Origin of the sequence: Arthrobacter sp. MYb214 (assembly GCF_002979865.1) — a bacterium.
Lineage (GTDB): Bacteria > Actinomycetota > Actinomycetes > Actinomycetales > Micrococcaceae > Glutamicibacter.
The window spans coordinates 1-12675 of record NZ_PCPZ01000003.1 but is presented as its reverse complement, the minus strand read 5'-3'; the positions used below and the strand labels follow the sequence as shown (position 1 = coordinate 12675).

The window sequence follows — 12675 nt, the reverse complement described above, 5'->3', positions numbered from 1 at the left end:
GGAGACTTGCCGAGTTCTGCCTGCAACGGGCACGCTGGGAACATGGAATCCCTGTTCGACGACAGTGCACTGCCCCGTAGCGGGGGAGCCTTGCGCCCAGGAGCCTGGCACCTGCCGGGGTGGCTGGACGCGCCCGCGCAGCAGTGGATCGTCCGGCGCTTCTTCGAATGGGGCAGCGGGCCTGTTCCGCCGCACCGCACAGCCGTCAACGGCCATCCGATGAGCGTGCAGAGCTTGTGCCTGGGGTGGCATTGGAGCCCGAACCGCTACTCCAAGACCGCTGACGACCTGGACGGGCAATCAGTGGCGCCCATGGAAGACTGGCTGGTCCGCTTGGGCAAGCAGGCGGTCGCAGAAGCTACGGGGGACCTGCAGCGCGCGCAGGACTACCAGCCTGATGCGGCTATCGTGAACTACTACGACGTGCAGGCCGCCATGGGCATGCACCAGGATGCGCAAGAGCGCATCAACGCCCCGGTGGTTTCGCTGTCCATCGGCGATTCGGCAACATTCCGCCTGGGCAATACCGAGAACCGCAACCGGCCATGGCAAGAGATACGGCTGGCTTCGGGGGACCTGTTCGTCTTCGACGGCCCCTCACGCTTCGCCTATCACGGGGTGAGCAAGATCCATGCCGGGACCGCGCCTGCAGGCTTGGGCCTTGGCGGCGGACGCATTAACATCACGCTGCGCCAGACCGGGCTGGAAAGGAACTAGTTCCCCAGATCGATCGTGGCAGCGAGCGCGTAATGATCGGAATCGGCGATTTCCAGCCGCTCCAGGCCTGCTGATTCGACGCCGCGTAGCATCACATGATCGATGCCGAGCATCGGGAACAGGGACCGCGGCCAGGTCAGGGCCAAGCCCCAGTCGCTGTAGTGGGCTTCCTCCAGCTGGTTAGCGACCGGCGCGAAGTGGCGGTCGGAGCTGGTGGCGTTGAAGTCTCCGGCGGCAACGATCTTCGGAGAATCGTCATCGGCGAGGTAGCCGGCCAAGGAAGCAAGCATCATGTCCCGCTCGTGATGGCCGGTAGGCCTGGCCGACGCCGCATGCACAGCGTACAGGCGGACATCCCCTTTTTCGCTGGCCACGTCCACCCGCAACGCGCGGTCCCAACCCAGCCCCAGATCCAGGGGCTCTGGATTCTTCAGCGGATAGGCGCTCCACACGCCTACGGTGCTGACCATGTAGCTGTAAGGATGGGATTGGGCGAGCTCGGCGGTGATTCCCGGCTCCTGGCCTTCACCGATTTCCTGCAGGGTGATGACCTGCGCGCCGTTGGCTGCCAATTCGCGGGCAGCCTGCACGCCCGCAGACTCGTGGACGTTTTGCGTGGCAACCAGCAGGGAAGCTTCTGGTGCGCGCCGGTCCGAAGGCAGGAACGCCGGCCCGAAGAGCACAGCCCAAACAACGACCGGTACGAGCAGGCCGATGAAGCTGATGCGTCCGCGCACCACCAAGGCCATCAGCAAGAGCACTGGAATTCCGAGGCCCATCCACGGGGCCAGGTTATCGACGATCAATCCGAGACCCAGGACATCGGGGATCTGCTGGTGGAACACCATTAGCCCGGCCAGCGCGAGACAGAGCATGACAAAGAAGAACCTCGCGATTATTCGCGAGGCCGACAGGCGATGGTGCGATGAATGAGGCATAGGACTTAATACAGTGGCACAAAATACTGTGGGATTCGTAATTTTCCGCTCGGGGATTGCCACTGTCGCCCGATGCAGTCACTACGATGGATAAGAGCGCCGAGGGAGCCGCTTCCCAAGACCCTGCCATGAATTGAGAAATTGAATGACTGCCTATGTATCTGGCGGAAAACTACTGCTGGCAATTGTTGCCTTGGCCATGGGCGGCGTCGGCATCGGTGTCACTGAGTTTGCCATGATGGGCTTGCTCCAGGAAGGTGCCGCTGATCTGGAAGTGGGCTATGCGCAGATGGGCCTGATGATCAGCGCCTACGCAATCGGCGTGGTGGTGGGCGCCCCGGTGCTCACTGCGCTGGCTGCCAAGATCCCGCGCAAGCGTGCGGTGCAGCTGCTGATTCTCTTCTTCACGCTCGCCAACCTCTCCTCATTCTTCGCTCCGGACTACAACACCATGCTGGTGACCCGCTTCCTTGCAGGCCTGCCGCATGGGGCCTACTTCGGACTGGCCGGTGTGCTTGCCGGCAGCTTGGTTCCGGCCACGATGCGCGGACGCGCCATTGCCTGGGTGATGCTCGGGCTCTCGGTGGCCAACGTTGCCGGTGTCCCGTTGGTGACCCGGCTCGGCCAGGAATACGGCTGGCGTTCGATGTTCCTGGTCGTCACTGCGATCGGCGTGTTGACCGCTGTGCTGATTAGCTTGTTCGTCCCATGGCGCAAGACCGATGCCGGGGCGAGCATCCGCCGCGAGCTGACCGCCTTGAAGAGTGCCCAGGTGTGGCTGGCGATGCTCACCGGCATTGTCGGCTTCGGCGGATTCTTCGCGGTGTACTCCTACATTTCGCCCACGCTGACCGAAGAAGCAGGACTGCCAATTGAGCTGGTGCCGTTGGCTTTGGCGCTCTATGGCGTAGGCATGGTCGTTGGTTCGCTGGCCGGTGGCAGGCTTGCCGACTGGTCGATCTTCGGCGCGATCAAGCTTTCTTCCGTTTTCATGATCGCCACCATGCTGATTTTCGCTGCCGTGACCAGCTGGGTGGTTCCGACGATGATCATGGTCTTCGTGATGGGCGCAGTGGGTTCCCTGCTGATCCCTGCGTTGCAGACGCTGCTGATGGATTCGGCCCCGCATGCGCAGTCGCTGGCTGCTTCGCTGAACCACTCGGCGCTGAATGTTGCCAACGCGCTGGGCGCCGCCCTGGGTGCCGCGGTGATTGCCGCCGGTTACGGCTTCCGCGCCCCATCTGTGGTTGGCGCTGGGCTGGCCGCCTTGGGCCTGCTGATCGCGTGGATAACCCAGATCCGCGCGAAGAAGGTGGGCCTGCTCGTAGGCCGCGAAGCTTTGGAAGCCCGCGAGCAGGCGCGCACCCACTAGCGCTTGGGCTAGCTGGCCAACGCGGTGATGTTGAACATCCAGACCACGCCGAACTTGTCGCGCAGCTCGCCGAAGGAGTCGCCCCACGGGGCCCGCTCCAATGGCATGTTGATCTGGCCGCCTTCGCCCAATCCTTCCCACCACCGGGTCAGGGTCTCCGCGTCGGCTCCGGCCGTCCCGTCGCTGCTTAGCGCGATCACGCCATTGCCCCGGACGTCCATTTCGGGCGGGGTGTCCGAGGCCATGAAGTGCAGGCCGCGTTCAACGAATAGCGAGGAGTGCATAATCTGGTCGGCAACGGCCGGATTGTTGTCATTCATGCCTTCTTGGAAGGTCATCATGGAAAGCTCGCCACCGAGTACCTGGTGGTAGAACTCCATAGCTTCTTTGGCGTCTCCGGCGAAACGCAGGTATGGGGTCAGTCCGATGGTCATGGGATTGCGCCTTTCGAAGGAATGGGTGGGGCCGGCAGGTCCCGACCCATATTCTTCCACTTGGGGAGCACCGTGTGAATAGAGGATTGTGACCAGCGTCTCGAACAGCCGATTTGGAGTTTTCGGCAGTGCTCCGGTAAAGTTTTATCTCGGTTCAGGGGTTGTGCAAGCCACTGGAATCACCTCGTTTGGGGGTATGGCGCAGTTGGTAGCGCGTCTGCATGGCATGCAGAAGGTCAGGGGTTCGAATCCCCTTACCTCCACCAAATGGAAAAAAACCGGGAAACATCAGAAATGATGTTTCCCGGTTTTTTCGCATTCTCCCAAGTTCCCAACAGGCCATGCTGTAGGGTTGGCTCAATTTCCCAGACGATTCCGTCTTCGAGCCAAGGGAGAATCAATGAGAGAACTAACCTACTTCGTTGCAGTGAGCTTGGACGGGTACATTGCCGGTCCTCACGGCGAATTCGATGCATTCGCGGTGGCTGGCGACCACGCGGCGCCCATCTGGGACCGCTACCGCGGCACCGCGCCGACCCAGCTGGCAGAGTCGGCTGGACTGCCTATCGAGGGGTGCCCTTTCGATACGGTGCTGATGGGATGGAATACCTACGCGGTCGGCTTGCCAGCACTGCCCAGCCCGTACTCGCATCTGAGACAGATTGTTTTCACGCGCGAGCACTCTTCACCTCCAGGAAGCCAAGAGGTGCAGTTCACCAGTGCGGATCCGCGAGAGGTCATCGGGGAACTCAAATCCCAACCGGGTGACGGCATCTGGCTGTGCGGCGGAGGGCAATTGGCCGCCAGGCTCCGGCCGGACATCGACAGGTTGGCCCTGAAGGTGCAGCCGGTGATGTTCGGGTCGGGTATCAAGCTCTTCGGGGACACAGGGTATGCCCCGGATCGCTGGAGGCTGGAGAACATGCAGTCTTTTGCCTCCGGAGTCTGTCTTGCCGAGTACTCGCGCGGCTAGTGGACGTTGGAGGCGGCTACATTCCTTCGTCTCCGATATGACCCGCAGCTGTCGCATCGAGCACACGCTCAACGAACGCCGCGTATTCGCCCATGTAGTGGGCCAGGAACTTCTCGGTGTCCGGGTTGCTGATGCTCCCGTCCTCGCCGAAGTCTTCGGGACGGTACTGCAGGTAGACCTCGGGGGAGTTCAGCTGCGGGGCATCCAGGAAGCTGAGGACGCTGCGCATGCTGGACTGCATGACCGCGGTACCGATGGCTCCGACCGAAGCGCCGAGCAGGCCGGTGGGCTTGCGGGCGAAGGAGTTGGTGCCCCAGGGCCGCGAACCCCAGTCGATGGCATTTTTCAGCGCACCGGGAATTGAACGGTTGTACTCCGGGCTGATGAATAGCAGGCCGTCCGAGGCCTCGATGGCGGTCTTTAGCGCGGTCCCGGCTTCGGGATAATTATCATCGTAGTCAGCGCTATACAAGGGCAGATCGCTGATCGGGATTTCCGTGAAACTGAGGTTTTCAGGTGCCAGGGCTATCAGGGCCTTGGACAGGACGCGGTTGATGGAGTTCGTGGCGAGCGAACCGATGAAATAGCCGATGTTGTAATCCATGGAACCACTTCAGCACCGGGGTGAGGGGTGGCAAAAGGCCCTCGGGCAAACTCCCAGCTAAGCCAGGCCGCCTGGATGACCGCGCTGCGCAATCTGGTGCGAACCGAAGTCCGAGAAGTCGGCGGCGCCCGGCGGGCCCCAAACAGTGAGCACGCGCAGGTCCGTGCCGCCGGGATTGCACAGGTCGTGGTCCACTCCGGCATCGGCCAATACGCTGTCACCGGGACCGAGCTCGTATACGCGCTCGCCGACCCGCATCCGCGCCCGGCCCTCGATCACCTGGTAGAACTCCTGCAAAGCTCCCTGGCCCTCGTGGCGATGGAAGCCCTCGAAGCCGCCTGGTTCTATCACCCAGGTCTGGATGGCTACCGGCATCCCGGTGTGCCCGGCGAAGTGGTGGCTGACCTTCATGGCTGAGCCTTCGTGCATCCGGTAGTCGAAGGCATGGGCATCGCGCGCTTCAAACGGATCCATGGCTATCCCTCCGCCTGGTATCCCAGCCTGGTGCTGATTCGCCTTGCTGCGGCACGGGTGCTGGAGCAAAGCTGCTCCAGCTCATCGGCGCCGATGCGGTAGAACGGAGCGGCGGTCATGGCGCAGGCGACGAGTTCACCGCGGTGATCGAGAATTCCTGCGGCCACTCCGACCTCCTCGGCGGAGGTCTCGCCGTAGTTGACCGCGTAGCCCAGCTCGCGTACAAGATCCAGGCGTGCCTGGTATTCGGCGGGGGCCGTGCCGGCAAGATCGATCTCTCCGTTGGAGATCAGCTCCGCGCGGCGTACTGGATCCTCATTGGCGAGGAATACCTGGACGGTAGCGCTCAGCCCCGAACGGTACCGCGACCCCATGACCGAGGTGTGCTTGACCAGATGGGTTGAAGGCAGCTGTTCTACCGAAATCGACTCGCTGCCGTCCCAGATGTTCAGTACAGCGGTCTCGCCGGTAGCTTCACGCAGATCTTCCAGAATGGGGTAAGCCACCTGCCGCACGTCCAGGTTGGCAAGCAATGGTCCGGCAATGGCAATCAGGCCGACACCCAAGCGGTACTTGCGGGTTTCCGCGTCGCGATCCACAACGCGTTCCTGCTCAAGGGTGGCCAGAATGCGCGAGACGCTCGATTTGTGGAGGCCGACCTGCTCCGCGATTTCGGTGACGCCCACTACCGGGCGCTCAACGGTGAAGCAACGGAGCACATCGAGCACGTTGACGATCACCGAGGTGCCTCGGGTTTCACTGCGAATTTCAGTCATTTCCCCTCCTGAGTTGCTACTATCCTACGGCTCAGACTAGTGGTTTGCGGCTGGTTTCGACCGAGCAGGCCACCGCCACCAGCGAAATCACCGCTGCGCCCATCAAGTACCAGCCGGGGGCAAGGACGTTGCCGCTAGTGGCAATCAGTAATGTGGCCACGAACGGTGCGGTTCCGCCAAACAATGCATTCGAGAGGTTGAACGACACTGCGAAGCCGGAGTAGCGGACCTTGGTGGGGAACATTTCCGCGAGGTAGCTCGGAAGGGTGCCGTCGTTGAGCGTGAGCATCGCGCCGAGCAGGATCTGGACCAAGACAATGACCAGGAAGTTTCCTGATTCCAAAGCCATGAAGGCAGGAACGGTGAACAGGATGAACAGAATCGATGCGCTGATCAAGACGCGCTTGCGTCCGAAACGATCCGAAAGCATGCCGGTGACAAAGATGAAACCAACGTAGGCCAACAGCGCAACGGTCGTTGCCAGGTAGGAACGGGTGGCGTCCAGTCCGAGCTCTTCGGATAGATAAGTCGGCATGTAGGAAAGGATTACATAGAAGCCCACGGCGTTCAGCAGCACCGCACCCGCAGCCTGGACCAGCTGGCGCCAGTGGTTCTTCAGCAACGACCCGACTGGGGATCCCTCAGGAGTGGAGGACTCGGATGATGCTTCAAGGAAAGCTGGTGAATCCTCCAGCTTGGTGCGGATATAGCGGCCAATGAGCCCCATGGGCGCGGCCAGCAAGAACGGTATGCGCCATCCCCAGGACTCCAGATCCCCGGTTGACAGCAACCCGGTCAGCCCGGCGGCCATCAGTGAGCCGAAGAGCAGGCCGGTGGCAGTGCTCGCCGGAACCACTGCCGCGTATAGGCCGCGCCGGTTGGCCGGCGCGTACTCGACCAGAAAGGCGGAGGCGCCGGCATACTCGCCGGCGGCAGAGAAGCCCTGGACCAGACGCAGGGCCAGGAGCAGCAGAGGCGCGCCAAAACCGATGGATGCGTAGCCGGGGAGCAGCGCTATGCAGAAGGTGGCACCGGTCATCAGCAGGATCGACCACGACAGGGCTTCACGCCGGCCGATCTTGTCGCCCAGATGCCCCCAAATGAACCCGCCGACAGGACGGACCAGGAAGGAGATGGCGAATACCCCGAAAGTCATCAGCAGACCAGCTTGGGGGTCGTCGCTGGGGAAGAATACGGCGGCGATGGTGACGGCGAAGTAGCCGTAGGCTGCGTAGTCGAACCATTCCACGAAGTTGCCGATGAAGCTGGCAGCGATCACCTTGCGGCGGGTCTTCGCGTCAATGGTGCGGGACTGGGGCACGCAGGTGGACGCTGCGGCCGTGGTTCCGGTGGGGGCTTGCAATGGGGAATTGCTGGAATGGTTCATGGGGTGAAACCGCCTCTGGAGGGCAACGGCTTTGGCCAGTCCTGGCTTTGATGCCGCTGGAATGATGAAGTGTTTCGACAGACCGGTGGGTGGTCTTCGGTTCTAGGCACAGCCCCCTGCTTGCTGCGCCCCAGATGGCTAAAGCAGCCGTGGGGCGGGGCTCGGGCCCCGCCCCACGGTTATCAGTTGCCCCTAGGCATCGATGATGTTGTTGTCCGGGCCGAAGCCGAACTTGGTGATGTTCTCGACGCCACCGTCCTCGCCGATGACCAGGATGTCGTGCTCGCGGTAGCCGCCGGCACCTGGCTCGCCATCAGCGACGGTGATCATTGGCTCCATCGAAACGACCATGCCCGGCTCCAGGACAGTCTCGATGTCCTCGCGCAGTTCCAGGCCAGCTTCGCGGCCGTAGTAGTGCGAGAGCACGCCGAAGGAGTGGCCGTAGCCGAAGGTGCGGTTCGGCAGCAGGCCGTGGGAGATGTAGATTTCGTTCAGCTCCGCTGCGATGTCCTTGCAGACTGCTCCGGGCTTGATTAGCTCCAGGCCACGCTTGTGGACCTCGACGTTGACGTTCCACAGTTCCAGGCTGCGGGCATCCGGCTCGCCGAGGAACAGGGTGCGCTCCAGCGCGGTGTAGTAGCCGGAGGTCATCGGGAAGCAGTTCAGCGAGAGGATGTCCCCGCGCTCAAGCTTGCGGGTGGTGGCCCAGTTGTGGGCGCCATCGGTGTTGATGCCCGATTGGAACCAGACCCACGTATCGCGCACTTCGCGGTGCGGGAAAGTCTTGGCAATCTCGTGCACCATCGCCTCGGTGCCGATCAGTGCGACCTCGTATTCGCTGATGCCTTCGCGGATCGCTGCCTTGATGGCTTCGCCGCCCAGGTCGCCGATGCGTGCACCGTGCTTGATGACCTCGATTTCCTCGGCGGACTTGATCATGCGCTGGCGCATGGCGTCCTGCGAGACATCCACCAGGGTTGCGCCGTCGAAGGTGTCGGCGATCTGCTGGCGGGTGCGGCCCGGCAGGAAGTCGTCTTCCACGCCGATCCGGGTTGCCTTCACGCCGTCGCGCTTAAGTGCTTCCTGCAGGCCGTAGAAGAAGTTGTCGCGCTTCCAGTCGGTGTACACGATGTTGTCGCCGTAGCTGGTGCGCCATGGCATGCCGGCATCGATGTTCGCGGTGACGGTGGTGGAGTTGCTGGCGGTGACCACCAGCGCGTAGTTGCGGCCGAAGGTGGTGTACAGGAAGTCCGAGTAGTACTTGATGCCGTGGTAGCTGGTCAGGATGACTGCGTCCAGCGACTTCGTGGCCATGATCTGGCGCAGGCCGGCCAGGCGGCGCTCGAACTCGGCATCCGAGAAGGTCAGCTGCTCCTTGGCGCCGTTGTGCAGGGTCTTCAGTCGGGCCAGTTCGGAAACATTGGTGGCGATATTGGCGGTAGTCATGGTTTTGGCTCCTTGTGGGAAATCAACTGTCAAGGGAGGCCGGCCCAATCAGATGGATTGCGAGGATTCATGGGAATCGCCGGAGAAGAAGTACGTGTTGCGCTCAATGCAACGCCGTTGCATTTAGATTATGTGTGCGCTGCGTCACTGTCAAGGGCGATTGTGAAAACTTTTTCTGCAGTGCACAAGATCGGAATTGTCCTGCATGAATATGAAAACCACGAGGTAATGCAGGAGGCCGCGAAGCTCATCATGGCGAGCATCGCGGCCTTCATGCCAATGCGGGTTCTACTGCTTAATTCTGTGGGTCCTGTCCTGGGTCTTCCTTGAGGATCGCTCCGCCGCCATCGGGGTCGGCTACGAAGACCAGATTCGGGTCGGGGTTGTTGATGTCCTTTTCCAGCTGCTTGATCGCCTTGTCTCGTTTGAGCAGCCTCCGGATCAAATTGATGATCATCAAAATGATCACGAAGGAGAAGGGGAAGGCGCCGATAATGGTGCCAGTTTGGACCGTATCGACCACCGCGGTTCCGCCCATGGTCAGCAGCACGGTGGTCACCGTCGCGACAGACAGCACGAGGACTACACGGAAGACTGGACCGGATTTGCCCGGGGCGGAGACGAATTCACTGAGTGCGTAAATGCCAGAGTCCAAGGATGTCACGTAGTAGGTGGCCACCAGGATGGTGGAAACAACTAGCAGGACCGTGCCGACGACAGGCAAGGAATCAAGCATGACGAACAAGCCGGAGGAAGTGTCCCCGGCGACTGCACTGCTGATGCCGCGATCAGTCTGGTCATCGTAGTAGAGTGCTGCGGAGCCGATCACTGCAACCCAAACCATCACGATCAATGAAGGAATGATGGTCACGCCGAGAACGAATTCGCGGATGGTACGGCCACGCGAAATGCGGGCAATGAATCCGGCCACGAATGGGGAGAAGGCAATAACCCAGCACCAGATGAAGACCGTCCACCAGCCATTCCAGCTGTCTTGCCATGAATCCAGGGTGTTGGCGGCCAATCCTGAATCGGTCCACAGGCTCATATTCGCGAAGTTCGTGAAGAAGCTGCCAAAGGTCTGGGACAGATTCGAGATGATGTACAGCGATGGGCCGAAAACCAGCACCGCTGCGATCAGCACGATACTGAGGATCGAGTTCAATCCGCTGATCCGTGCCATGCCCTTGCTGATGCCGACGATAGCCGAAATAGAGGTGATGCCAGCGAAGATCAGAATGACCATGAACCACATCATTGGGCTGGCGGTTAATCCAGTGAAGGAAGTCAGTCCGGAGGTGAACTGCATGGCTGCGAATCCGAAGGAAGTAGCCAGGCCGAGTACGGTCGCGATAATTGCCAGGAGCTCAACGATGACGCCGGCTCCGCGTCGCGACCATCGGGGCAGGATATCCACGGTAGCCTCGCGAAAAGTCAACGTCTTGCCGAGGTTGTGATGCGAGTAGGCCAAGCACACTGCAACGGCGCAATACATGGCCCAGGCGGTCAAGCCCCAGTGGAAGTAGGTCCAAACAATGGCCCCTTCTTCGCCGCCACCGTTTGGCCCTGCCGGGATCACGGGATTTTCATCGCGCAGCATAATTGGTTCGGCAACTGACCAGAAGATCAAGCCGATGCCTTGGCCGCAAGCGAACAGCATGGAATACCAAGCGAATTTGCTGTGCTGCGGTTTGGCGTTCGGGCCGCCGAGACGGATCTTGCCTACTCGGCTCATGGAGAGCCAAATGCACACCACCACTGTGAATACTGAATACAAGATGAAGAGCCAGGTGAATTTTCCGGTGACGAAAGTGCGCATTTCGGAAATCGCGGCTGAGGCGGCTTCTGGATTGGACAGGACCCAAATCATCACGGCGATAATCAGTACTGGGGGGATTACGCGAATGAGCAGTCGATCCATGGGCGGTATGTGCCGCCCCATGAAACGTGGTACCTCAACTTGCTTCTTAGTGCCTTCAGGGGTCCGGGGTGCTTTCGCGGACTTTTTCCTGTCTTGGGATGTCGAGCTATCCACAGACATGCTATTTCACCTCGATGCTGATGTTGCCCAGCAGCAGCTCGCCTTTGAGTGCATCGGCAACTTGGTTTGTGACGGTTTCGAATAGCAGCTGGCCGCGATCTGCCGTGGCGCCCTTCGCAGAAGAGAGGCAACCGCTGTCCGGGGTGCGTGACGGATCCTCCGGGAAGATGTCATAGGGCGCGAGCTTAGCGGGCGGGTGGTCGACAACCCGATCCATGTTTACCAGGTGCGGGTGGAGCAGGAGCATCAAGGAAGTTTCGAGGATGCCTCCGTGCTCGATGTCCCAGCCGAGGAAGCCGTCGGGGAAGACCTTGGCCAAGGTTTCCTCATCGACAAAGTCCCAGTAAGACAGCAGGATGGCGCGCGACGCCGCGCCGGCGGCTCGGCACTTGACTACTGCGTTGTCCAATCCTTCGTAGATGAACTGGTAGTTCTCGAAATGCCCGTTGAGGACGACAACATTATCGAAGCCCTGGGAGATGAAGGATGCAACTACGTCCTCAATCATCAAGCTAAGCGAAGTGCCGCCGAGGCTGGTGGTGCCTTTGCGGTGGTTGCCGCCGCCGGAGCGGGGCTGGGATTTGTACCCGTAGCTCAACGCCGGCGCAACCAAAGCACCTGTGCGTTGCGCGACGGCTTCTGCGATGGAACGCGAGAGCATGGCATCTACGCCCAGTGGCATGTGAGGTCCGTGCTGTTCGGTCGCTCCGGCCGGGATGATAATGGTGGATCCGGTACGCGCTACGTTCTCGGCGTAAGTCTGGGCATCGAGTTCGTCTATGAATACTGAGTGCATGGAATTCTCCTGGACCCGTGGGGCAAGTAATGCCGCAGGCGGGAAAGATTCGGTATCGGAATACGGTTGCAAGAAGCGCAACAGTGTTGCACTGAATCATTTCAGTGGCTCACGTCACAGTCAAGCCTCATGGTGAAAAACTTCGCATGGTGGTCGTGGCGCATCTCGCGGGTTCAGCATCTGCACGATGAGCGGCAAGAAGAGGTGCCAAGCCAGTGCGGTAACGAGGTGCCAGCTTGCGCGGTGCACGAAAATCGAAGTGTTGCGTGGCGGATGCATGCCAGGCGGTTTGGATTAGCGCGCCAAGCAGGGGTGGGACGGGGTGATGCGTGGTTACGTAATAGCGGCGAGCGGTGCAAACGATCGGTTTACCTCGCGGCTCATGGATCCGGTTGGTCGGGTGGGGGCTTCAGCCGTTCCTTGAGTTGCTGTATCCATTTCGAGTCGCGTCTCAATTGCGGGAACGGCTTGTGCGCGTAGCCCGTGGCTGGTGGCGCGGTGGACTTGTAGGACATCGCCGAGCCGGGACAGATCATGATGGTGTGGCCGTTGCCGTAGCTCGTGTATTCGTACCAGCCGGCGGCTTCCTTGGCCTTGTTGCAACTAGCGCATCGGCCATCGCCGTTGAAGACGGTGCTCTTGCCTCCGCGGGCGTATTGCTTGACGTGGTCTATTTCCTCCACGATGCCGTCGCAGAACGGGGTGCGGCAGTGCCGG

General features: G+C 60.9%; 13 protein-coding genes, 1 tRNA gene and 1 pseudogene. 5 read left to right on the top strand and 10 right to left on the bottom strand.

Annotated elements, in window-relative coordinates:
- The first annotated feature begins 42 nt into the window (after positions 1-42).
- Positions 43-717, top strand: a complete 675-nt coding sequence (locus CQ012_RS08820; RefSeq protein WP_105661935.1) for an alpha-ketoglutarate-dependent dioxygenase AlkB family protein — start codon at positions 43-45, stop codon at positions 715-717.
- Here the strand turns inward: CQ012_RS08820 and CQ012_RS08815 are convergent.
- The gene (locus CQ012_RS08815) at positions 714-1592 is read right to left on the bottom strand and encodes an endonuclease/exonuclease/phosphatase family protein (protein ID WP_181149044.1); all 879 of its coding nucleotides are present in this window, start codon (positions 1590-1592) and stop codon (positions 714-716) included. The genes CQ012_RS08820 and CQ012_RS08815 overlap by 4 nt on opposite strands.
- Before the next feature lie 208 nt (positions 1593-1800).
- Between CQ012_RS08815 and CQ012_RS08810 the strand changes: the two genes are divergently transcribed.
- Positions 1801-3027, top strand: a complete 1227-nt coding sequence (locus CQ012_RS08810) for an MFS transporter (RefSeq protein WP_105656358.1) — start codon at positions 1801-1803, stop codon at positions 3025-3027.
- 8 nt (positions 3028-3035) lie between these two features.
- Here the strand turns inward: CQ012_RS08810 and CQ012_RS08805 are convergent, their stop codons facing one another.
- Positions 3036-3461 carry a VOC family protein gene (locus CQ012_RS08805; protein WP_105656359.1) on the bottom strand — a complete coding sequence of 142 codons (426 nt, stop codon included), beginning with the start codon at positions 3459-3461 and terminating at the stop codon, positions 3036-3038.
- 190 nt (positions 3462-3651) lie between these two features.
- Here CQ012_RS08805 and CQ012_RS08800 point away from each other — a divergent pair.
- Together CQ012_RS08800 and CQ012_RS08795 are read left to right on the top strand one after the other, a co-directional pair.
- Positions 3652-3727 (top strand) — tRNA-Ala (locus CQ012_RS08800).
- Between the two features lie 134 nt (positions 3728-3861).
- On the top strand, positions 3862-4434 hold the full coding sequence (locus CQ012_RS08795; RefSeq protein ID WP_105656360.1) for a dihydrofolate reductase family protein: 573 nt from the start codon (positions 3862-3864) through the stop codon (positions 4432-4434).
- Between the two features lie 16 nt (positions 4435-4450).
- Here CQ012_RS08795 and CQ012_RS08790 read toward each other — a convergent pair whose 3' ends face one another.
- The 5 genes from CQ012_RS08790 to CQ012_RS08770 form a co-directional block, all read right to left on the bottom strand.
- The gene (locus CQ012_RS08790) at positions 4451-5038 is read right to left on the bottom strand and encodes an NADPH-dependent FMN reductase (protein WP_105661933.1); all 588 of its coding nucleotides are present in this window, start codon (positions 5036-5038) and stop codon (positions 4451-4453) included.
- Positions 5039-5095: 57 nt separating this feature from the next.
- Positions 5096-5512 carry a cupin domain-containing protein gene (locus CQ012_RS08785; protein ID WP_105656362.1) on the bottom strand — a complete coding sequence of 139 codons (417 nt, stop codon included), beginning with the start codon at positions 5510-5512 and terminating at the stop codon, positions 5096-5098.
- A gap of 2 nt (positions 5513-5514) precedes the next feature.
- Positions 5515-6288, bottom strand: a complete 774-nt coding sequence (locus CQ012_RS08780) for an IclR family transcriptional regulator (RefSeq protein WP_105661932.1) — start codon at positions 6286-6288, stop codon at positions 5515-5517.
- A 31-nt stretch (positions 6289-6319) separates the two neighbouring features.
- Positions 6320-7675: an MFS transporter gene (locus tag CQ012_RS08775; RefSeq protein WP_105661931.1), complete on the bottom strand. Its 1356-nt coding sequence runs from the start codon at positions 7673-7675 to the stop codon at positions 6320-6322.
- Between the two features lie 192 nt (positions 7676-7867).
- The gene (locus tag CQ012_RS08770) at positions 7868-9121 is read right to left on the bottom strand and encodes an aminopeptidase P family protein (RefSeq protein WP_105661930.1); all 1254 of its coding nucleotides are present in this window, start codon (positions 9119-9121) and stop codon (positions 7868-7870) included.
- Positions 9122-9190: 69 nt separating this feature from the next.
- On the opposite strand from CQ012_RS08770, the gene CQ012_RS17425 reads away from it, so the two are divergent.
- Entirely contained in the window at positions 9191-9451 is a 261-nt protein-coding gene (locus CQ012_RS17425) for a hypothetical protein (protein WP_146112936.1), read from the top strand.
- Here CQ012_RS17425 and CQ012_RS08765 read toward each other — a convergent pair.
- The 3 genes and pseudogenes from CQ012_RS08765 to CQ012_RS08755 form a co-directional block, all read right to left on the bottom strand.
- Positions 9417-11042, bottom strand: a complete 1626-nt coding sequence (locus tag CQ012_RS08765) for a BCCT family transporter (RefSeq protein ID WP_286134618.1) — start codon at positions 11040-11042, stop codon at positions 9417-9419. The genes CQ012_RS17425 and CQ012_RS08765 overlap by 35 nt on opposite strands.
- A 121-nt stretch (positions 11043-11163) precedes the next feature.
- The gene (locus CQ012_RS08760; protein ID WP_105661928.1) at positions 11164-11958 is read right to left on the bottom strand and encodes a creatininase; all 795 of its coding nucleotides are present in this window, start codon (positions 11956-11958) and stop codon (positions 11164-11166) included.
- 380 nt (positions 11959-12338) lie between these two features.
- Positions 12339-12675 (bottom strand): annotated as a pseudogene (locus CQ012_RS08755) (HNH endonuclease); the annotation flags it as partial.